Raw genomic sequence first — 18,872 nt, 5'->3', positions numbered from 1 at the left:
ATAGGTTCCCGCTTTCGCGGGAATCCATACTGAGTATCTTACTCCTGCGGCGTGGTTTCTTTGAACTTACCGTAGCTCATCAGTTTTTCGTGACGGGCTTCCAGCAGGTCCTTGGTCTTCATGCCGTGGAACTGGCGCAGCGAATCAGCCAGCGCACGCTTCAGCAGCGTGGCCATCTGTTTCGGATCGCGGTGCGCGCCACCCAGCGGCTCGGTGACGATCTTGTCGATCAGTCCCATGGCCTTCAGGCGGTGCGCGGTCAGGCCCAGCGCTTCGGCGGCGTCGGCCGCGCGCTCGGAGGTCTTCCACAGGATCGATGCGCAGCCTTCCGGCGAGATCACCGAGTAGGTCGAGTATTGCAGCATCAGCACGGCGTCGCCGACCGCGATCGCCAGCGCGCCGCCGGAGCCGCCTTCGCCGATGATGGTGGCGATCAGCGGCACTTTCAGTTCCGCCATCACGTACAGGTTGTGGCCGATCGCTTCCGACTGGCCGCGCTCTTCCGCGTCGATGCCCGGGAAGGCGCCCGGCGTATCGACGAACGTAAAGACTGGAATACCGAACTTCTCGGCCAGCTTCATCAGGCGCATGGCCTTGCGGTAGCCCTCGGGCTTCGGCATGCCGAAGTTGCGCAGCGCGCGTTCTTTGGTGTCGCGGCCCTTCTGGTGGCCGATGACCATGCAGGACTGGCCGTTGAAACGCGCCAGGCCGCCCACCACCGACAGGTCGTCCGCATAGGTGCGGTCGCCGTGCAGTTCGTGGAAGTCGGTGAAGATTTCATTCACATAGTCCATGGTGTATGGACGCTGCGGGTGGCGCGCGATCTGCGCGACCTGCCAGGGGGTCAGCTTGGCGTAGATGTCTTTGGTCAGTTGCTGGCTTTTTTTAGCCAGGCGATCGATCTCCTCAGAGATGTCGACAGCCGAATCGTCCTGGACGAAACGCAGTTCTTCGATCTTGCCGTCGAGTTCAGCAATGGGTTGCTCAAAATTGAGGAAAGTCGTTTTGGTCATTGTACCTCCGTGTTTATTCTCAGCCGAACGGGCACAAAAAGGCCTCGCACAGCGATTAGAGTGTCTATTCTACAGCAACCGGGTCCAGACTACGCCATAAGTACCATGTCGCGACCGTGCGCCAGGGTTCCCAATTGGCGGAAACCTCGCGCGCATCGCTGCGGGAGACCGGTTCGCCGGAGAAATAATTCTGGCTGATGCCCTGGATCAGGCCCGGGTCGTCCAGCGGTAAAACGTTGGGACGCAGCAGATTAAATATCAAAAACATCTCGGCTGTCCAGCGGCCGATGCCGCGGATCTGCACCAGCTCGGCGATGACGGCTTCGTCATCCATCTGGTCCCACTGGCTGGTGTGGACGCGCTTGTTCTTGAAGTGGTCGGCCAGGTCGAGGATGTATTCGGTCTTGCGCTTGGACAGGCCGCAGGCCGCCAGCTGCTCGGCGCCGGCCTTGATGATCTGCGCCGGCGTGCATTTCGGGCTGACCAGCAGCAGCTTTTTCCACGCGGTGTCGGCCGCCTTGGTGGTCACTTGCTGGCCGACGATGGAGCGCGCCAAGGTGGTAAACGGGTCGTCATGGCCGACCAGGTGCAGGTCGCCAAATTGCGGGATCAGCTTTTTCATGATGCGGTCACGCTTCATGAGCTCGATCTTGGCTTCTTCCCAGTACGGCGGAACGGCCGATACCGGGCTGCCTGCGCCCTCGTTATCCTTGGCGGTGACCATTATGCGCGGCGCCAGTTGGTGGTGCCGTCAGGCTTGTCTTCGAGGATGATGCCGGCCGCCAGCAGATCGGCACGGATCTTGTCCGATTCGGCGAAGTTGCGCGCCTTCTTGGCTTCGATGCGCTTGGCGATCGAGGCCACGATGGCGGCGTCGCCCGAGGTGTCGGCGCCGCCCACGGCCGCCTGCAGGAATTGCTGCGAGCTGCGGCCCAGCAGGCCGATGACGTCGGCCAAACCCTTCAGCTGGCGCGCCAGCGCCGGCGATTTCGACTTGTTCAGCTCGCTGACCAGGTCGAACAGCACGGCGATCGCCACCGGCGTGTTGAAGTCGTCGTCCATCGCCTCGGCGAAACGGACCGCGTACGCTTCTTTCCAGTCGAGGGCCGCGCCGTCGCCTGCCACGCCGTCCAGCGCGGTGTACAGGCGCGTCAGCGCCACGCGGGCGTCGTCCAGGTGCACGTCCGAGTAGTTCAGCGGGCTGCGGTAGTGGGCGCGCATGATGAAGAAGCGGATCACTTCGGCATCGAATTTCTTCAGCACGTCGCGGATGGTGAAGAAGTTGCCCAGCGATTTGGACATCTTTTCATTGTCGACGCGCACGAAGCCGTTGTGCACCCAGTAGTTGACCATCGTGTGGCCGAACGCGCCTTCCGACTGGGCGATCTCGTTTTCGTGGTGCGGGAACTGCAGGTCCGCGCCGCCGCCGTGGATGTCGAAATGTTCGCCCAGCAGCGCCGAGCACATGGCGGAGCACTCGATGTGCCAGCCCGGACGGCCCTTGCCCCATTTGGAGTCCCACTTGACCTCGTCCGGCTCGGCGTCCTTGGACGCCTTCCACAGCACGAAGTCCAGCGGATCGCGCTTGCCGGTGTTGACATCGACGCGCTCGCCGGCGCGCAGGTCGTCCAGCGACTTGCCCGACAGGCGGCCATAGTTGGGGAAGTTGCGCACGGCGTAGTTGACGTCGCCGTCCTCGCCCTGGTAGGCCAGGTCCTTGGATTCCAGCGTCTCGATCAGCGCCAGCATTTGCGGCACGTATTCGGTGGCGCGCGGCACCAGCGTGGCCGGCAGGATGCCCAGCGCGCCGGTGTCTTCGTCCATGTAGCGGGTGAAACGGGTGGTCAGCTGCGAGATGGTCTCGCCGTTCTCGACCGCGCGCTTGATGATCTTGTCGTCGATGTCCGTGATGTTGCGGGCGTAGGTGACGTCGTAGCCGGAGGCCAGCAGCCAGCGGTACATGACGTCGAACGCCATCATCATGCGGGCATGGCCGATATGGCAGTAATCGTAGATGGTCATGCCGCAGACGTACATGCGGACTTTGCCAGCCTCGATAGGAACGAATGTCTGCTTGTCACGCGCCAGCGTGTTGTAAATCTTTAAATTGCTCATCGGACTCTTGCGTATTCTTTCTTATAAGCGCTGTCAAAAAGTGCAGAGCCTCGGGCAATACGATAACCCGGCGCGGCACATGAGTTGGGTGCGCACCATTGATTTCATCGCTTGCCGTGGAGACTGACAGACCCTCGGTAATGTTCTTCTTTCCACCTTCTAAGGGGTAGAATGGAACAAGTATAGCATTGATAAAAACAGCATAGTCCCAATATGCAAGAGGATTTTATCAGCCCAACACCTAACCAGAGGAAGCAACAATGCACCAAACTCAGCCATCGCTGTTCGGAAAACTGATGACCGTGTTCGCCGGCCTGACCCTGTCGGGCGCCGTGCTGTCGGCCCCGGCCGCCGCGCCGTCGGCCACGCCGCAGGTCGAAATCAAGACCTCCATGGGCGATATCGTGCTTGAACTGGACCGCGAAAAAGCCCCCAAGTCGGTCGACAACTTCCTCGCCTACGTCAAAACCGGCTTCTACAAGGGCACCATCTTCCACCGCGTGATCGACGGCTTCATGATCCAGACCGGCGGCTTCGATGAAAAGCTGAAGCAGAAAAAAACCAACAAGGCGATCCCGATCGAATCGCAGAACGGCTTGCTCAACAACAAATACACGGTGGCGATGGCGCGCACCGGCGATCCCAACTCGGCCACCTCGCAATTCTTCATCAACGTGGAAAACAACGACGCCCTGAACTATCCGGGCCGCGACGGCTTCGGCTACACGGTGTTCGGCAAGGTCGTCAAGGGCGAGGAAGTGGTCGACAAGATCAAGGGCGTGCTGGTGGACGACAAAGGCATGTTCCAGAACATCCCCGTGATCCCGATCGTGATCAAGTCCGCGACGATTTTGAAGACACCGATCCAGCCGAAACAGTAAAATAGCGGCCTTGCCGTAAAAAACATTGATCTAACTACTCAGGATAAAAACATGACCAACGTAATCATCACCACCAACCTCGGCGCCATGACCGTCGAACTGAACGACGAAAAAGCGCCTAAATCGGTCGCCAACTTCCTGGCCTACATGGAAGCCGGCCACTACAACGGCACCATCTTCCACCGCGTCATCGACGGTTTCATGGTCCAGGGCGGCGGTTTCGAGCCAGGCATGAAGCAAAAGCCAGCCGACGCCACCGTGGAAAACGAAGGCAAGAACGGCCTGAAAAACGACACCTACACGCTGGCCATGGCCCGCACCTCGGCGCCGCACTCGGCATCGGCCCAGTTCTTCATCAACGTGAAGAACAACTCCTTCCTGGACTACCCAGGCCAGGACGGCTGGGGCTACGCCGTGTTCGGCAAAGTCATCGAAGGCACCGAAGTGGTTGACGCCATCAAGAAGGTCAAGACCACCCGCAGCGGCATGTTCGCCGACGTGCCGGCGGAAGACGTTGTCATCGAGAAGATCGAACTGGCCGCTTAATGGACCAAAACAACATGCGCGCGGCCCCGGTTTGCGCGCTGTTTATCTCCGATCTGCACCTGCAGCCCGCGCATCCCGCCACCAGTGCGGCGTTCTTCGACTTCCTGGAACGGCATGCGCGGCGCGCGCAGCAGTTGTACCTGCTGGGCGACCTGTTTGAATACTGGGCCGGCGACGACGACATCAGCGATCCCTACCACCAGCAAATCATTGCCGCGCTGCGCAGCGTGAGCGATGCGGGCGTGACCGTCCATTGGATCGCCGGCAACCGCGATTTCCTGGTCGGCGCCAGGTTTGCCGAAGCCGCCAACCTGATCCTGCTGCCGGAAACCTGGGTGGCCGAGATCGCGGGCCTGCGCGTGGTGGTGCTGCACGGCGACGCCCAGTGCACCGAAGACACCAAGTACATGGAATTCCGTACCATGGTGCGGCAGCCCGCGTGGCAGCAGCAATTCACCGCGATGCCGCTGGCGCAGCGCAAGGCCATCATCGCCGGCCTGCGCGAAGACAGCCGCAAGGAACAAGGCACGAAATCCTACGAGATCATGGACGTGACGCCGCAGGCGATCGCCGAGGTGTTCGCGCAAACCGGCACCGACATCATGATCCACGGCCACACCCACCGCCCCGCCCTGCACCAGGCGGACGGCAAGCGCCGCTACGTGCTGCCGGACTGGGAAGCGGACGCCACCCCGCCGCGCGGCGGCTGGATCGCCATCGATGAACAAGGCCACATCACCCGCCACGACCTGAGCGGCACCGTCATCACTTCGTGACAGCCGAGGCCGGCCTGCCTATAATTGGTCGCATGACTATTCGTCCGCAGTTACGCCACTGGAGCATGTTTGCCGCCACCGCACTGCTGTGCGGCACAGGCTGGTCCGCGCCGCAGCAGCTGACCGTGGCCTGGCGCGACAAGCCGCCCTATCACTATGTCGCGGCGGACGCCAGCCGGGGCTTCCTGCTTGAAAGGGCGCAGCAGATCTTCAAGAGCGCCGGCGTCCCGGCCCGTTTCGTCAGCGAACCGCAAAAGCGCATTTGGGCCAACTTCCAGCATGGCGCCACCAACTACTGCTCGATCAGCTGGTACAAGCTGCCGGAACGCGAAGCCATCGCGCAGTACACCCAGCCCATCCATGAAGACCTGCCGCACACGATACTGATTTCGCCCAGCGCGGTCGCGCGCGTCAGGTCGCATGCCACGCTGGACTCGCTGCTGGCCGATCCCGACCTGACCCTGGGCGTGGTGGACGGCGTGTCCTACGGACCGGCGCTGGACCTGATGATCAAGAACAGCAAGAACCACGTCATGAGCCGCACCGTGGAAACCACGCTGATGATGCGCATGCTGACTGCGGGCCGCGCATCGTATATGTTCGTCGACCGCGAGGATTGGGACTTTTTCCGCCAGAAGGAAAAGGTCATGCAGGCGGCGGTGCAGTACGATTTGCCCGGCATGCCGGCCGGCATGCGGCGGCATATCGTGTGCAGCAAGGATGTGCCGCAAGAGACGATGGACAAGCTGAACAAGGCAATCGCCGCGACCGGGGGCATCGTCAATCCCGGCCACAGCGTCAAGCAAAAGTGATCAGCGGATGATCAGCGCCCCAGGGCCGACATCGCCGCATTCAGGCGGCGTATCAGCGGCTGGTTGAGGTCGCGCGTGTGGCGCGTCCAGCGCTCCATGGTGCGCTGCAGTTCGGCGTGCAGCGCATTGGCCTTGACCGCATCGCCCACGCCGGCCGCCCAGATCGCAAACTCCGCCTGCGCGGTAAAGCTGTTGTAGCGGCCCAGCGCAAACTCGAACTCCGCCCTCGCCTCGTCCTGCCGGCCCGCCGCCGCCAAGGCTTGCGCCAGCAGCAGCGAGATTTGTTCGGCGCGGAAATTGGCGTCGCTGCTGCGGATGGTTTGCAGATGCGTCACCGCCGCCGCCGCCCGGCCGCAAGCCAGCGTGGCGCGCGCCGCGCCGTAGCGGATTTCCAGGTCGCCCGAGAACGGACCTTGCAGGCAGGCCTCGTAAGTTGTCGCAGCCTCGTCGGCGTTGCCCGCTTCCAGCAGCGCGCTGGCCAGGCGCATATGGTTCTGCGCGGTCGGCGTGTATTCGTAGGCGTCGCGCGCCTCCCGCAGTTCGCGGCCCGGATCGAGCGACTTGGCCGCCGCCGTCACGGCCTTGCGGGCGCCGTGCCGCAGTTTGGAATTCGGCAGGTAGACCGCGACGAAATACACGACGCTGCCCAGGCCCGGGAACATAAACAAAATCATCAGCCAGTACATCTGCTGCCCGCTGCGTATCACGTGGACGGCGAAAAATAGCGCCACCAGTACGTGAATTCCAATTCCAAAAATTGCCATGAATCGCCCCAACAATTAAACAGTGAGGCGAATTGTAATGGATTACGCGGTGACGGCGCTTGGCTGGCGCAGCCAGGCACCGGCATAGCGTGCCAGGCGGCCGATGAACACGCCGTTGAACAGGCCGTACAAGGTGGTCACGCCCAGCGCGAACGGCAGGCTGTGCGGCAGTTCGGGATGCATCACCGACAACACCGCCACCGTGTATTTGGTGAGGAAGATGGCCACCATCAGCGCCAACGGCAGCCAGCTGCCGCGCTGCAAGACGGTGCCGGCGGCGCGGTTGACGGCGATATCGCCGCTGGTGACCTGCCAGGTCAGCGCGGCGCCGGCCAGCATGCCCACCGCCCACACGCCCCACACGCCGGCGCCCAGCGCGCCGTGGGCGTTCATGCCGGACAACGCCAGCACCAGCATCACGCCGGGGATCAGGGCGACCTTCAGCAGCGACGATTCGCGGTCGCGGCTGGCCAGGTAGCCGCGGTACAGCAGAAAGGCCAGCAAGGCCCAGACGTAGACAGGGGTGTGGGAAATGATTTGCTGAATCATGGCGTGCTCCGCAGGTGTGGTTAAGATGTCACCACTATGCGCTGTCCGCCGCAGGCGCGGAACGCCATGCGACGAAATGCGGCGGAACGGCGCGAAACGCCCGATTACTTCGCCGGTTGCAAATTGGCGACCAGTCCGCCGGGCCGCGTATCGATGCCGGTCAGCACGAACTGCACGCCCGCATAGCGCAACTCCTCCGGCCGGAAGGTATGGACCGGCACATCCCGGATGATGTTATCGCTGAGCAGGTTGGCCACGCTGGCCAGCTGGTTCTGCTTGCCTTCATCGAGGTTATCCATGACAAAGCGGTCCACGCGCGCATCGGCGATATAGATGGCGTTGTGCAGGCTATCGACCTTCAGGCGGCCGGAAATGGCCATGCTGCCGTGCCAGACCTGGCGCGCCAGCAGCGGCGCCACGTTCAGGTCGACGTTCAGCGCCACACGGTCATTGTCGGCCAGGATGGCCAGCTGCGGATGGCTCAGCTCGACGTCGAACACGCCCAGCACGCGATGGTGCATGGGGAATTTTCGGTCTAGGTCGCGCTGCATGCGCTCCTGCGGCAACTCGACCTGGCGCGGGCCGATCAGGCTGGCGCAGGCCGCCAGCAGGCACGCCAGCATCAGCGGCGCGGCGAGTTTTGCATAACGGTTAAGATAAATCATGTGCTCTTTCCAGAAGGCTTGACGCGACATTATGAACCACACCCGCATCGGTTGCGCAGGCTGGAGTATAGACAGGGAATCGGCGGCGCGCTTTCCCGTTGACGGCAGCCACCTCGAACGCTACGCGCGGGTGCTGAACGCGGTGGAAATCAATTCCTCGTTTTACCGCCCGCACCAGCCGCAGACTTATGCGCGCTGGGCCGCCGGCGTGCCGGCCGATTTCCGCTTCGCGGTCAAGCTGCCGCGCAGCATCACGCACGACAGCCGGTTGGCCGGCGTGAACGAACTGCTGGCGCGCTTTGCCGCCGAGGCCGGCGCCCTCGGCGACAGGCTGGGCTGCGTGCTGGTCCAGTTGCCACCCAGCCTGGCGCTGGAACCGGCCGTCGCCGACGTGTTTTTCCCCGCCCTCGCCGCCCGGTTCGGCTGCATGATCGCCTGCGAGGCGCGCCACGGCAGCTGGTTCGGCGCCGACGCCACCGCGCTGCTGCAAAGCCACGGCGTCACCCGCGTGATCGCCGATCCGCCGGCGCGCGAGCCCGGCCCCTACGTGCCGACCAGCGGCAGCATCTACGCGCGGCTGCACGGCAGTCCCCGCATGTACCACTCCTCCTATGACGACGACTATCTGGACAGTGTCGCCGCCTACCTGTCCGGCAAGGACGCCTGGTGCATCTTCGACAACACCGCCAGCGGCGCCGCCCTGCCCAACGCCCTCACGCTACTTAAAAAACAACAAGATGCATGAATTGCTTGTTTTTTTGATTTCTAGTGTTATAGTTCACTACAACACCACTTCATTAACACAGATCAAGGGGTACACATGTATGTCCACAATAGGCTGGAATGACAATGCGCCGATTTATCGGCAGCTCAAGGACCGGGTCGTCGGCATGATGCTTGACGGCTTGCTCAAGCCGGGCGATGCCCTGCCCTCCGTGCGGCAAATCGCCGCCGATTATCAACTCAACCCAATCACGGTTTCGCGCGCCTACCAGGAGCTGGTGGACGAAACCCTGGTAGAAAAAAGAAGGGGACTTGGTATGTACGTTACTGATGGCGCCCGCGACAAACTGCTGGCCACCGAACGCGAGCGCTTCCTGCGCGAAGAATGGCCGGCCATGCTCGAGCGCATCCGCCGCCTCGGCCTGGAACTGGAATCCCTGCTCAAGCCGGCCGCCCCCGGAGGTGCGGCATGAGCGCCATCATCACCGCGTCCAACCTCAGCAAGCGATACGGCAAGCAAGCCGCGCTGAACGGCGCCAGCTTCACGGTCGAGGCAGGCCGCATCATCGGCCTCATCGGCCCCAACGGTTCCGGCAAGACCACCACGCTCAAAGCCATCCTGGGCCTGACCCAGTTCGAAGGCGAGCTGTCGGTGCTCGGCATGGACCCGCGCACCCAGCGCGAGCAGTTGATGAACGAAGTCTGCTTCATCGCCGACGTCGCCATCCTGCCGCGCTGGCTCAAGGTCAAGGATGCGATCGCCTTTGTGGAAGGCGTGCATCCCCGTTTCGACCGCAGCAAGGCGGAAAAGTACATCGCCAACACCAAGCTCAGCCCGAACATGAAGGTCAAGGCCATGTCCAAGGGCATGGTGGTGCAGCTGCACCTGGCGCTGGTGATGGCGATCGACGCCAAGCTGCTGGTGCTGGACGAGCCCACGCTCGGCCTGGACATCCTGTACCGCAAGCAGTTCTACCAGAACCTGCTGGAAGACTACTTCGACGAAAACAAGACCATCCTGATCACCACGCACCAGATCGAGGAAGTCGAGCACATCCTGACCGACCTGATGTTCATCCAGGACGGCAAGATCTCGCTGGCCGCGTCGATGGATGAAGTGGGCGAGCGCTTCACGGAAGTGATGGTCGAGCCGCAATTCGTCGCCGCCGCCAACGCGCTGCAGCCGCTCAGCCAGCGCACCGTGTTCGGCAAGGCCATCATGCTGTTCGACGGCGTTCACCGCGCGCAGCTGTCCAACTTCGGCGAACTGCGCACGCCCAGCGTTGCCGACCTGTTCGTCGCGACCATGAAAGGAACCTACGCATGAAAACCATGAAATGGCTGATCAAGCGCGAGATGTGGGAAAACAAGGGTTCGCTGTTCTGGGCCCCGGTCGTGATCGCCTCGCTGCTGTGCTTGCTGGCGCTGGCCGCCATCTTCTTCGGCCGCCACGTCCAATTCAACGACGCCGGCCAGGCGATGTCGGTCGGCACCATCACCATCGAAGGCGCCATGCGTTCGCGCATCGCCGAGACCATGTCGCAGGCCTATGTGGCCTCGGCGATGCCAGTGTTCATGATACTAAGCTTGCTGGTGTTCTTCTACTGCCTGGGCGCGCTGCATGACGAACGCGCCGACCGCAGCCTGCTGTTCTGGAAATCGCTGCCGGTATCGGACCTGACGACGGTGTTGTCCAAGGTGTTGACGGCGCTGGTGGTCGCACCGCTGATCACGATGGCTGTCGGCATCTTACTGTCGCTGGTGATATTGATCGCAGCCTGCGCCTTGCTGCTGGCGCACGGCACCAACCTGTTCGGCGCGATCCTCAGTTCGCCCGACTTCTACCTGACGCCGCTGCGCCTGGTGGGGCTGCTGCCGGTGTACATCCTGTGGGCGCTGCCGACGGTGGGCTGGCTGCTGATGGTATCGAGCATGGCGCGGTCCAAGGTCTTCCTGTGGGCGGTCGGCACGCCGGTGGTCACGTCGCTGCTGCTGCTGTGGGCTGAAAAAGCGCTGAGCTTCGGCTTCGACGCCAGCTGGTTCGCCGCCAACGTCGTCAACCGCATCCTGCTGGGCGTGGTGCCGGGATCGTGGCTGGGCTTCGCCAAGGACACCATCTCGCTGCCGCACGAAGATCACAAGCTGGCCCTGCCGGACGCCATCTTCAACGCATCCTGGTCGACGCTGGGCGGCGTCAGCGTATGGGTAGGCGTCGTGGCAGGCGTCGGCATGATCGCCGTCGCCGTCTGGATGCGCCGCCGCCGCGAAGAAGGCTAAAACCCAATCCGGGGTCAGGTCTGAAATGCAGACACGGGCTCTACAGTAGCAACGCGACTGTAGAGCCCGTGTCCGCATTTCAGACCTGACCCCGGAGTTTATTCGAACTGCTTGCGGAATTCGGCGAACTGGGCGGTCAGGTCTTCGACCTGCTGGCGCAGTTGCTGCACTTCCTGCTCCAGCGCGCCGATGCGCGTGCCCTGCCCGCCCGCGCTGACCGAGCCGCCCAGGCCGGCGGCGGTTTCTTCGCGGGCCAAGGCTTCTTCCCCACCCAGCAACTGGCCGTAGCGCGGTTCCTTGGTGCCGGGCGCCAGGGCCAGGCGCGAGACCAGCGGCGGATATTTGTCGATCAGGAATTGCAGCGCCTGCTCGACGTCGGCCACCGATTTGAAGTCGTGCACGCGCCCGCTGCGGGTGCGGATTTCGCCGGCGGTTTGCAAACCGCGCAGCATCAGGATCGTCAGCACCGCCAGCTTGTCCTGCTCCAGCGACCATTTGATGCGCATGCGGTGCTCGTACTTGGTGACCCGCGCGCCGGCCTGCGTGATGCCGTTGACGTATTTGCCCTGCATCAGCCGCTGCAGCACGTCGGCCACCGTTTCTTCCGATACCGACATCACCGGGTCGCGGCTCGACAGCTGGTTGCAGCCGTTGACGATCGCGTTCAGCGACAGCGGATAATTATCCGGCGTCAGCGCTTCCTTTTCGGCCAGCACGGCCAGCACGCGGATTTCAAACGGATCCAGTATTTCTACGCCATCGGGTGACAATTCCATGTCCATTATCCTTATTCGACTAGCTTGTTCAATTGGTCGGAATTCAATTTATCACATTCGGGCACGCTCTGACATTGCAGCCCCGCCGCCTTCAGCGTGGCGACGATGCGCTCGATCTGCTCTTCCTGCTTGACGGCGTGGTCGATCAAGCCGTGCAGGGCCTTGGACAGCGGATCGTCGCCGTTCGGCGTGACGCCGTAGGCCGCGAACAGATTGGCCGTGGCGCTGACCGCCGCCACTTCCTTTTGCACGATGTGCGCCGGATTGCCGACCGCCGTCGCGCCCGGCGGCACCGGTTTCAGCAGCACCGCGTTCGAGCCGACCTTGGCGTATTCGCCGACCGTGAAGCCGCCCAGCACCTTGGCGCCGGCGCCGACGATGACGCCGCGCGCCAGCGTCGGATGGCGCTTGGCGCCGACGTGCAGCGAGGTGCCGCCCAGGGTCACGCCCTGGTAGATGGTGCAGTCGTCCCCCACCTCCGCCGTCTCGCCGATCACCACCCCGAAGCCGTGGTCGATGAAGACGCGGCGGCCGATGGTCGCGCCCGGGTGGATTTCAATCCCGGTGATGATGCGCGCCAGGTAGGAGATGAAGCGCCCCAGCCATTTCATCCTGTGCCACCAGCACCAGCTGGCCCATCGGTGCATGACGATCGCCTGCAAACCCGGATAACAGGTCAGCACCTCCCAGGCGTTGCGGGCGGCGGGATCGCGTTCGATGATGCTGTTAATGTCTTGGCGCAGATGGTGGAACATGGCTGGAAATAATGACAACCGAAACACTCATGGTAGCGTATCCGATTGGGAGTTGCTGGAAAGCGGCTTGCTTTGGAGGGAGGCGGGAATGAATTCCGGCAGCCCTGTAAGTGAGCCGCCGGGAGTACGTCGCGATTAAGCGGAAGGCTTACAAGCCGTCCTTCGCGATACGCTGGCGGCGCGCTTCGTACAGGCAGACGCCGGATGCGACGGAGACGTTCAGGCTCTCGACCGAACCGAACATCGGGATCGAGACCAGCATGTCGCAGGTCTCGCGGGTCAGGCGGCGCATGCCCTCGCCTTCCGAACCCATGACCAGCGCGGTCGGGCCGGTGAAGTCGGCTTCGTACAGGCCCTTGTCGCCGTCGTCGGAGGTGCCGATCAGCCAGATGTCGCGGTCCTTCAGGTCGCGCAGCGTGCGCGCCAGGTTGGTGACGGTGATGTAAGGCACGGTCTCGGCCGCGCCGCTGGCGACCTTGGCGGCCGTGGCGTTGAGGCCGACAGCGCGGTCTTTCGGCACGATGACCGCATGTGCGCCGACGCCGTCTGCCACGCGCAGGCAGGCGCCCAGGTTGTGCGGATCGGTGATGCCGTCCAGCACCAGCAACAGCGGCGGGCCGTCGATGGCGTCGAGCAGTTCATCCAGGTTGCGCGCCAGCGACAGCTGCGACGCGAACGCGATCACGCCCTGGTGCCGGCGGGTGCCGACGATCTTGTCCAGCCGCGCCGAATCGACCGGCATGACGCGCACGCCGGCCGCCTTGGCGTTGGCGACCAGGTCCTTCATGCGGCGGTCGTCGCGGCCGATATCGACAAAAATCTCTTCCACGGACGAGGCCTCATGACGCAAACGCGAGGTCACCGCGTGGAACCCAAAAATCATTTTATTCTTACTCATTTATCGCTTCTTTTTACTTTTTGAGACAGGCTTCGCTGCTCGGGGTGCTACCGCGGCACTCGCTGCGGCATTAGTCTTGCGGCCGCCCGTGGCCTTCTTGGCGGCCGGCTTCGCAGCTGGCTTGGCGGCTTTGGCCGGCTGCGCTTTTGGCACGGCCGGACCAGGCTTGATATTGGTCTTGCGGTCCTTGGACGGCGCATCGGATTTGTCGGCGCGCGGCGGCGGCGCATCGGCGCCGGCCAAACGCAGGTCGATCTTGCGCGACTCCAGGTCCACGCGCACCACTTGCACGTTGACGCGGTCGGTCAGCTGGAACTTCTTGCCGGTACGCTCGCCGCGCAGTTCGTGGCGCGCATCGTCGTACTGGAAGTAGTCGGCGCCGAGGTCGGTGACATGCACCAGGCCTTCGACAAACAGCTGGTCCAGCTGCACGAAGATGCCGAAGGTGGTCACGCCGGTGATGATGCCGGTGTATTCCTCGCCCAGCTTGTCCTGCATGAAGTAACACTTCAGCCAGGCTTCGACATCGCGCGACGCTTCGTCGGCGCGGCGTTCGTTGGCCGAGCAGTGCACGCCCAGCGCATCCCACACGGTCAGGTCGACGGCTTTTTTCTCTTTGCCTTCGGCCTTGTCCTTGGCTTGCTGCTTGCGGGTGGCGTTGGAGACGTTGGTGTTCAACACGCTGGTCGCCGCCACTTTCGGTTCGTACTTCTTGCCCAGCAAAATGGCTTTGATGGCGCGGTGCGTCAGCAAGTCCGGATAGCGGCGGATCGGGCTGGTGAAGTGGGCATACGCCTCATACGCCAGGCCGAAGTGGCCGATATTGTCGGGGCTGTACACGGCCTGCTGCATCGAGCGCAGCAGCATGGTTTGCAGCAGCGACGCGTCCGGACGCTGCTTGACCTGCTTCATCAGCTCGGCGTAGTCGCCCGCCGTCGGCTTGTCGCCGCCGTTCAGGTTCAGGCCGACCTGCTTGAGGAAGGTGCGTACCTGCTTGAGCTTTTCAGCGGTCGGGCTGGCGTGGATGCGGTAGGTGCCTGGATGCTTGTGGCGGATCAGCAGATCGGCCGCGCACACGTTGGCGGTCAGCATGCACTCTTCGATCAAGCGGTGCGCATCGTTGCGGGTACGCGGGATGATCTTCTCGATCTTGCCCGACGGATTGCAGACGATGTAGGTCTCGGTGGTCTCGAAGTCGATCGCGCCGCGTTCGGTACGCGCCTTCAGCAGCGCGTGGTAGACCTCGTACAGGTTCAGCAGATGCGGCACGATGCCGGGACGGCGCGCGGCCTCGGGACCCTTGGTGTTGCCGAGGATGTCGGCCACTTCCGTGTAGGTCAGGCGCGCGGCCGAGTGGATCACGGCCGGATAGAACTGGTAAGCCTTGATCTCGCCCTTGGCGGTGACCACGGCGTCGCACACCAAGGTCAGGCGGTCGACCGCCGGATTCAGCGAGCACAGGCCGTTGGACAGTTTTTCCGGCAGCATCGGAATCACGCGGCGCGGGAAATAGACCGAGGTGCTGCGTTCCAGCGCGTCGGTGTCGAGCGCGTCGTTCGGCTTGACGTAATGGCTGACGTCGGCGATCGCGACGATCAGGCGGTAGGCGTTGGCGCGGCCGATCTTGACCGGTTCGCAGTAGACCGCATCGTCGAAGTCGCGCGCGTCTTCGCCGTCGATGGTCACCAGCGGTACGTCGCGCAGGTCGACGCGGTCGGCCAGGTCGATGTCGCGCACAAAGTCCGGCAGCTTGTTGGCTTGCTTGAGCGCGGCGTCCGAGAACACGTGCGGCACGCCGAATTTGCGCACGGCGATTTCGATTTCCATGCCCGGGTCGTCCAGCGAGCCCAGTACTTCGGAGATCTTGCCGACCGGCTGCTTGAAGCGCATCGGTTGCTCGGTCAGCTCGACGCTGACGATCTGGCCCGACTTGGCCTTGCCCAGCGAGCCTTCGATGATGATGTCCTGCGCGATCCGCTTGTCTTCCGGCGCGACGATCCAGGCGCCGTTCTCGTTCAGCAGGCGGCCGATGATGTGGCTGTTGGCGCGGCTGACCACCTCGACGATGGTGCCTTCCGGGCGGCCACGGCGGTCGACGCCGACCACTTTGGCCAGCACGCGGTCGCCATGCAGCACTTTCTGCATTTCTTTTTCGGGCAGGAACAGGTCTTCACCTGGCTCATCCGGGATCACGAAGCCGAAGCCGTCGCGGTGGCTGCTGACGCGGCCGGCGACAAAGCCGGTTTCCACAGCCAGCGAGAACAAGCCGCTGTCGTCGGAGACCAGTTGGCCGTCGCGCTGCATGGCGTTCAGACGGCGCGACAGGACGGCTTGGGCCTCGGTCGCCACCTTCAGCGATTTCGACAGGGCGCGCAGGTCAAGCGGCGCTTTGGCGCTGCGGAAGATGCCGAGAATTTCCTCCCGGCTAGGAATGGTGTGGGTAGATTGGTTCAAAAGTATTTCTATAGTTATTTATTGACAGTATTCAGAGAAAATCCGGCCTGGCAAATTCGTCAGGTGCATATATATGTCATGACGACAGGCGTAGTGTACTTGGAAACGCTGTGATTGACCAATTTGCCGCCCCTTGCGCGAATTTCTTCGCAATTTATTGCAAAGGGCATTTGACATCGCTCAGGATTCCTCTATAATCTTGGTCTCTCGCAGCGACAACGTTGAAAAACGAAAGCAAAACGAGAATTGCTAGACAGGGTAGATGTGCAGTAAGGAATGTCAAAGTTCATCTGGCGCGAAACTCTCCCCGTCGTTATAATAGCAGAGTTGTTAAGAAGCATCAGTGCCCACGTGGCGGAATTGGTAGACGCGCATGGTTCAGGTCCATGTGCCGCAAGGTGTGGGGGTTCGAGTCCCTCCGTGGGCACCACAAAATTCCGCAAAAAAGCCTCCATCAGCGCCCGGCGTCGATGGGGGCTTTTTTCATTTTTAATGTTTTATAATCGACCGCATTCCATTCGATACCAGGCGTCCGCATGACTCAGCGCATCAAGACAGATCACTTCTATCTGGAGATCCGGACCGAGGGAACGACGCTCTCGCGCCAGCCTTCTGCGGAACAGCCGGTGATTGCGGAGAAATCCGACGTTCCGGAGCCCCTGGAAAAGAAACAATACATCTACCGCCCCAACGACCCGTTTCAATCCGCCATCGATCGCATAGAGGCGGCCGGCAGCATTTCAGTTACCCACAAGCCCTGGATCAAGACGGCCTGGCTGTATCTGTTTGTGATTGGCCCAATCGCCTGCATGGAGCTTTTTGCCCTGGCGTTGAAATTCAAAGCCTCGGGTGGCTGGCTGGGATTCGCGATACTCAATCTGATGACGGTCTCTTATGGCCTACTGTCGTATTCGATCTGGCTGAACAAAACCAAAGGCCCCGCCACAGGCTCATGACGCCTCCTGGCACCACTCCAGTTGCAGATGGGCGCCGATTTCCCGCAACAAATCATGCTCGTTGACCGGCTTGGGCAGGAAGGCGTTGGCGCCGACCTCCAGCGAGCGCTCCGCCTCCTCCGGCGTCGAACTGGCTGAAATCATCAGTATCGGCGTCTTGGCCGTTCGGGCATCGGCGCGCAGGCGGCGCGTGGTTTCGATGCCGTCCATGTCCGGCATCACCATATCCAGCAGCACCATGTCCGGCGCGGCGACCTGCATCTGCCGCAGCGCGGCATGGCCGCTGTCCGCCTCCAGCATGCGGAAGCCCAGCGCTCCCAGCAAGTCGCGCAGCAAGGCGCGGTTGGTGGCGACGTCGTCCACCACCAGGATGGTTTTGCGCGGCCCCTGATAACCGGTCGCGATCTGCTTGCCGGCGACCGTCGCGCCCGGCTCATCCACCACCTTCATCGGCACATCGAACCAGAAACGGCTGCCCTTGCCCGGCGTGCTGTCCACGCTGAGCTCGCCACCCATCAGCTGCACCAGCTGGCGACTGATCGCCAGCCCCAGGCCGGTGCCGCCGGCGCGGCGCGAGATATCGCCGACCTGCTCGAACGGACGGAAGATTGCCTCGGCATGATCGGCGGCGATGCCGATGCCGGTATCCATTACCTCAAAGCGCAGCCGCACGACGTCGGCCGCAGCGCCCTCGCCGGCCGGCAGCGGCGTCACGCGCAGCCGCACCGAGCCGCGATCGGTGAACTTGAGCGCGTTGCCCAGCAAGTTCAGCAGCACCTGCCGCAAGCGCGTTTCGTCGACACTGATCGCCATCGGCAAACCGCCCACCAGCTCCAGCTCGAAATGCAGGTGTTTTTGTTCGGCGCGCACGCGCATGATGTCGGCCACCACCATCAGCAGCTCGCCCAGCCGCACCGCCTTGGGATGGAATTCCATCTTGCCCGCCTCCACGCGCGACAGGTCGAGCACGTCGTTGATCAGCGCCAGCAGATGGTGGCCGCCCTGCTGTATCGTGCTGATGCCGGTCTGCTGCGGCGCGGTCAGGCCCTTGTCGCGCTTGAGGATCTGCGTGTAGCCGAGGATGGCGTTGAGCGGCGTGCGCAGCTCGTGGCTCATCGAGGCCAGGAAGGCGCTCTTGGCGCGGTTGGCCACTTCGGCGCGCTCCATCGCGGCGCGCAGGTCGTCGTTGGCCTTCTGCAGCTCGGCGTTGACGGCGGCCAGTTGCGCCGGGCTGGGGATGCGCAGCGCAATCGGTATCAGCCGCACCAGCACGACGGCCGTCACCACCGAGGCCACGGCGGTGATCGCCTTCAGGCCGACCGACAGCACATAGTCGGGATACCAGACCACCCAGATATCGGCGACATGGGTGCTGCCGCAGGCGAGGATGAACACGCCGAAGGCGATGAACACCCAGTCGAACGGCATGTCGCGGCGCTTGCGGATGAAGTAGATCAGCGTGATGGGAATCGTCAGGTAGGCCAACGCGATCAGCGCGTCGGAAATCACGCTGGTCCAGAGGATGGAAGGGATCCACAGGAAGCAGTGGCCGTGCGGCATGAATCCCTGGCTATCGAACCAGCTGCTCAGCATCTCCATCGCCTGTCTCCGGTTTTTTATAGGACGGAAACGAGCTTACGAAAGTGTGAGCAAACAAGCAAGCAGGAAATGTTTCGTGCGCCACAGTCTGGCGTATGCGAAATTCTTTCACAAAAGAAGCATTTCACTCTTGACGGAGGTACGCCCCTCCCGTAAGATTCTGGCCTCTGATGCAGAACACGCAGCAGAGCAAAGCAGCAAAGCAGTAACAGTGCCCACGTGGCGGAATTGGTAGACGCGCATGGTTCAGGTCCATGTGCCGCAAGGTGTGGGGGTTCGAGTCCCTCCGTGGGCACCACAGAATTCCGCGAAA

20 protein-coding genes and 2 tRNA genes are annotated in these 18,872 nt (G+C 62.6%); 11 read left to right on the top strand and 11 right to left on the bottom strand.

From position 1 onward, the window contains the following. Positions 1-38: 38 nt before the first annotated feature. The 3 genes from ACEN9F_RS30420 to cysS all read right to left on the bottom strand — a co-directional run bounded on the left by ACEN9F_RS30420 (position 39) and on the right by cysS (position 3,128). Positions 39-1,013: an acetyl-CoA carboxylase carboxyltransferase subunit alpha gene (locus tag ACEN9F_RS30420; RefSeq protein WP_413426334.1), complete on the bottom strand. Its 975-nt coding sequence runs from the start codon at positions 1,011-1,013 to the stop codon at positions 39-41. A 64-nt stretch (positions 1,014-1,077) separates the two neighbouring features. Next, the gene (locus tag ACEN9F_RS30415) at positions 1,078-1,737 is read right to left on the bottom strand and encodes a DNA-3-methyladenine glycosylase family protein (protein WP_413426332.1); all 660 of its coding nucleotides are present in this window, start codon (positions 1,735-1,737) and stop codon (positions 1,078-1,080) included. Further along, on the bottom strand, positions 1,737-3,128 hold the full coding sequence (gene cysS, locus ACEN9F_RS30410; protein ID WP_413426330.1) for a cysteine--tRNA ligase: 1,392 nt from the start codon (positions 3,126-3,128) through the stop codon (positions 1,737-1,739). The genes ACEN9F_RS30415 and cysS overlap by 1 nt, the downstream gene beginning before the upstream one ends. A 260-nt stretch (positions 3,129-3,388) precedes the next feature. On the opposite strand from cysS, the gene ACEN9F_RS30405 reads away from it, so the two are divergent. Genes ACEN9F_RS30405 through ACEN9F_RS30390 form a run of 4 tightly spaced genes read left to right on the top strand, consistent with a single transcriptional unit; the run spans position 3,389 to position 6,143 of the window. Next, positions 3,389-4,009, top strand: coding sequence for a peptidylprolyl isomerase (locus ACEN9F_RS30405; RefSeq protein WP_413426328.1), 621 nt, complete (start codon positions 3,389-3,391; stop codon positions 4,007-4,009). Between the two features lie 51 nt (positions 4,010-4,060). Further along, entirely contained in the window at positions 4,061-4,555 is a 495-nt protein-coding gene (locus tag ACEN9F_RS30400; protein WP_413426326.1) for a peptidylprolyl isomerase, read from the top strand. Further along, on the top strand, positions 4,555-5,331 hold the full coding sequence (locus tag ACEN9F_RS30395) for a UDP-2,3-diacylglucosamine diphosphatase (protein WP_413426324.1): 777 nt from the start codon (positions 4,555-4,557) through the stop codon (positions 5,329-5,331). Before ACEN9F_RS30400 ends, ACEN9F_RS30395 begins: the two co-directional genes overlap by 1 nt. A 32-nt stretch (positions 5,332-5,363) precedes the next feature. Beyond that, positions 5,364-6,143 (top strand): substrate-binding periplasmic protein, encoded by a 780-nt coding sequence (locus tag ACEN9F_RS30390; RefSeq protein ID WP_413426322.1) that lies wholly within the window; start codon positions 5,364-5,366, stop codon positions 6,141-6,143. 11 nt (positions 6,144-6,154) lie between these two features. Here the strand turns inward: ACEN9F_RS30390 and ACEN9F_RS30385 are convergent, their stop codons facing one another. The 3 genes from ACEN9F_RS30385 to ACEN9F_RS30375 form a co-directional block, all read right to left on the bottom strand. After that, on the bottom strand, positions 6,155-6,907 hold the full coding sequence (locus ACEN9F_RS30385; protein WP_413426320.1) for a tetratricopeptide repeat protein: 753 nt from the start codon (positions 6,905-6,907) through the stop codon (positions 6,155-6,157). A gap of 42 nt (positions 6,908-6,949) precedes the next feature. Then, the gene (locus ACEN9F_RS30380; protein ID WP_413426318.1) at positions 6,950-7,456 is read right to left on the bottom strand and encodes a DUF6622 family protein; all 507 of its coding nucleotides are present in this window, start codon (positions 7,454-7,456) and stop codon (positions 6,950-6,952) included. A gap of 104 nt (positions 7,457-7,560) precedes the next feature. Continuing rightward, positions 7,561-8,121, bottom strand: a complete 561-nt coding sequence (locus ACEN9F_RS30375) for a DUF1439 domain-containing protein (RefSeq protein WP_413426316.1) — start codon at positions 8,119-8,121, stop codon at positions 7,561-7,563. Between the two features lie 31 nt (positions 8,122-8,152). Here ACEN9F_RS30375 and ACEN9F_RS30370 point away from each other — a divergent pair, with 31 nt between their 5' ends. From ACEN9F_RS30370 to ACEN9F_RS30355, 4 genes are all read left to right on the top strand, one after another. Then, positions 8,153-8,866: a DUF72 domain-containing protein gene (locus tag ACEN9F_RS30370; RefSeq protein ID WP_413426314.1), complete on the top strand. Its 714-nt coding sequence runs from the start codon at positions 8,153-8,155 to the stop codon at positions 8,864-8,866. A gap of 79 nt (positions 8,867-8,945) precedes the next feature. Then, positions 8,946-9,317, top strand: a complete 372-nt coding sequence (locus tag ACEN9F_RS30365) for a GntR family transcriptional regulator (protein WP_413427232.1) — start codon at positions 8,946-8,948, stop codon at positions 9,315-9,317. Beyond that, positions 9,314-10,171 carry an ABC transporter ATP-binding protein gene (locus ACEN9F_RS30360; RefSeq protein ID WP_413426312.1) on the top strand — a complete coding sequence of 286 codons (858 nt, stop codon included), beginning with the start codon at positions 9,314-9,316 and terminating at the stop codon, positions 10,169-10,171. Before ACEN9F_RS30365 ends, ACEN9F_RS30360 begins: the two co-directional genes overlap by 4 nt. After that, positions 10,168-11,121, top strand: a complete 954-nt coding sequence (locus ACEN9F_RS30355; RefSeq protein ID WP_413426310.1) for a hypothetical protein — start codon at positions 10,168-10,170, stop codon at positions 11,119-11,121. The genes ACEN9F_RS30360 and ACEN9F_RS30355 overlap by 4 nt, the downstream gene beginning before the upstream one ends. A 98-nt stretch (positions 11,122-11,219) precedes the next feature. Here ACEN9F_RS30355 and ACEN9F_RS30350 read toward each other — a convergent pair whose 3' ends face one another. The 4 genes from ACEN9F_RS30350 to rnr form a co-directional block, all read right to left on the bottom strand. Beyond that, positions 11,220-11,897 carry a YceH family protein gene (locus ACEN9F_RS30350; protein ID WP_413426308.1) on the bottom strand — a complete coding sequence of 226 codons (678 nt, stop codon included), beginning with the start codon at positions 11,895-11,897 and terminating at the stop codon, positions 11,220-11,222. Positions 11,898-11,908: 11 nt separating this feature from the next. After that, positions 11,909-12,652: a serine O-acetyltransferase gene (gene cysE, locus ACEN9F_RS30345; RefSeq protein ID WP_413427230.1), complete on the bottom strand. Its 744-nt coding sequence runs from the start codon at positions 12,650-12,652 to the stop codon at positions 11,909-11,911. Positions 12,653-12,800: 148 nt separating this feature from the next. Then, positions 12,801-13,535 (bottom strand): 23S rRNA (guanosine(2251)-2'-O)-methyltransferase RlmB, encoded by a 735-nt coding sequence (gene rlmB / locus ACEN9F_RS30340; RefSeq protein WP_413427228.1) that lies wholly within the window; start codon positions 13,533-13,535, stop codon positions 12,801-12,803. 15 nt (positions 13,536-13,550) lie between these two features. After that, positions 13,551-16,004 (bottom strand): ribonuclease R, encoded by a 2,454-nt coding sequence (gene rnr, locus ACEN9F_RS30335; protein WP_413426306.1) that lies wholly within the window; start codon positions 16,002-16,004, stop codon positions 13,551-13,553. A gap of 345 nt (positions 16,005-16,349) precedes the next feature. Here rnr and ACEN9F_RS30330 point away from each other — a divergent pair. Both ACEN9F_RS30330 and ACEN9F_RS30325 read left to right on the top strand, forming a co-directional pair. Continuing rightward, positions 16,350-16,434, top strand: a tRNA-Leu gene (locus tag ACEN9F_RS30330). Positions 16,435-16,540: 106 nt separating this feature from the next. Further along, positions 16,541-16,960, top strand: a complete 420-nt coding sequence (locus ACEN9F_RS30325) for a hypothetical protein (protein ID WP_413426304.1) — start codon at positions 16,541-16,543, stop codon at positions 16,958-16,960. On the opposite strand, the gene ACEN9F_RS30320 is transcribed toward ACEN9F_RS30325, so the two are convergent. Continuing rightward, positions 16,955-18,559, bottom strand: a complete 1,605-nt coding sequence (locus ACEN9F_RS30320; RefSeq protein WP_413426302.1) for an ATP-binding protein — start codon at positions 18,557-18,559, stop codon at positions 16,955-16,957. The genes ACEN9F_RS30325 and ACEN9F_RS30320 overlap by 6 nt on opposite strands. A gap of 213 nt (positions 18,560-18,772) precedes the next feature. Between ACEN9F_RS30320 and ACEN9F_RS30315 the strand changes: the two genes are divergently transcribed. Further along, positions 18,773-18,857, top strand: a tRNA-Leu gene (locus tag ACEN9F_RS30315). Positions 18,858-18,872: the final 15 nt, after the last annotated feature.

The sequence above is a fragment of the Duganella sp. CT11-25 genome (assembly GCF_047302815.1).
Classification (GTDB): Bacteria; Pseudomonadota; Gammaproteobacteria; order Burkholderiales; family Burkholderiaceae_D; genus Rugamonas.
This window is presented reverse-complemented; position numbering and strand designations above follow the sequence as displayed.

Coding starts and splice junctions, on each gene's coding strand:
- ACEN9F_RS30325 (WP_413426304.1), top strand. CDS start 16,541: ATGACTCAGCGCATCAAGACAGATCACTTCTATCTGGAGATCCGGACC.
- ACEN9F_RS30405 (WP_413426328.1), top strand. CDS start 3,389: ATGCACCAAACTCAGCCATCGCTGTTCGGAAAACTGATGACCGTGTTC.
- cysS (WP_413426330.1), bottom strand. CDS start 3,128: ATGAGCAATTTAAAGATTTACAACACGCTGGCGCGTGACAAGCAGACA.
- rlmB (WP_413427228.1), bottom strand. CDS start 13,535: ATGATTTTTGGGTTCCACGCGGTGACCTCGCGTTTGCGTCATGAGGCC.
- ACEN9F_RS30375 (WP_413426316.1), bottom strand. CDS start 8,121: ATGATTTATCTTAACCGTTATGCAAAACTCGCCGCGCCGCTGATGCTG.
- ACEN9F_RS30350 (WP_413426308.1), bottom strand. CDS start 11,897: ATGGAATTGTCACCCGATGGCGTAGAAATACTGGATCCGTTTGAAATC.
- ACEN9F_RS30415 (WP_413426332.1), bottom strand. CDS start 1,737: ATGGTCACCGCCAAGGATAACGAGGGCGCAGGCAGCCCGGTATCGGCC.
- ACEN9F_RS30365 (WP_413427232.1), top strand. CDS start 8,946: ATGTCCACAATAGGCTGGAATGACAATGCGCCGATTTATCGGCAGCTC.
- ACEN9F_RS30420 (WP_413426334.1), bottom strand. CDS start 1,013: ATGACCAAAACGACTTTCCTCAATTTTGAGCAACCCATTGCTGAACTC.
- ACEN9F_RS30380 (WP_413426318.1), bottom strand. CDS start 7,456: ATGATTCAGCAAATCATTTCCCACACCCCTGTCTACGTCTGGGCCTTG.
- ACEN9F_RS30355 (WP_413426310.1), top strand. CDS start 10,168: ATGAAAACCATGAAATGGCTGATCAAGCGCGAGATGTGGGAAAACAAG.
- ACEN9F_RS30320 (WP_413426302.1), bottom strand. CDS start 18,559: ATGGAGATGCTGAGCAGCTGGTTCGATAGCCAGGGATTCATGCCGCAC.
- ACEN9F_RS30385 (WP_413426320.1), bottom strand. CDS start 6,907: ATGGCAATTTTTGGAATTGGAATTCACGTACTGGTGGCGCTATTTTTC.
- ACEN9F_RS30400 (WP_413426326.1), top strand. CDS start 4,061: ATGACCAACGTAATCATCACCACCAACCTCGGCGCCATGACCGTCGAA.
- cysE (WP_413427230.1), bottom strand. CDS start 12,652: ATGTTCCACCATCTGCGCCAAGACATTAACAGCATCATCGAACGCGAT.
- ACEN9F_RS30370 (WP_413426314.1), top strand. CDS start 8,153: ATGAACCACACCCGCATCGGTTGCGCAGGCTGGAGTATAGACAGGGAA.
- ACEN9F_RS30360 (WP_413426312.1), top strand. CDS start 9,314: ATGAGCGCCATCATCACCGCGTCCAACCTCAGCAAGCGATACGGCAAG.
- ACEN9F_RS30395 (WP_413426324.1), top strand. CDS start 4,555: ATGGACCAAAACAACATGCGCGCGGCCCCGGTTTGCGCGCTGTTTATC.
- ACEN9F_RS30390 (WP_413426322.1), top strand. CDS start 5,364: ATGACTATTCGTCCGCAGTTACGCCACTGGAGCATGTTTGCCGCCACC.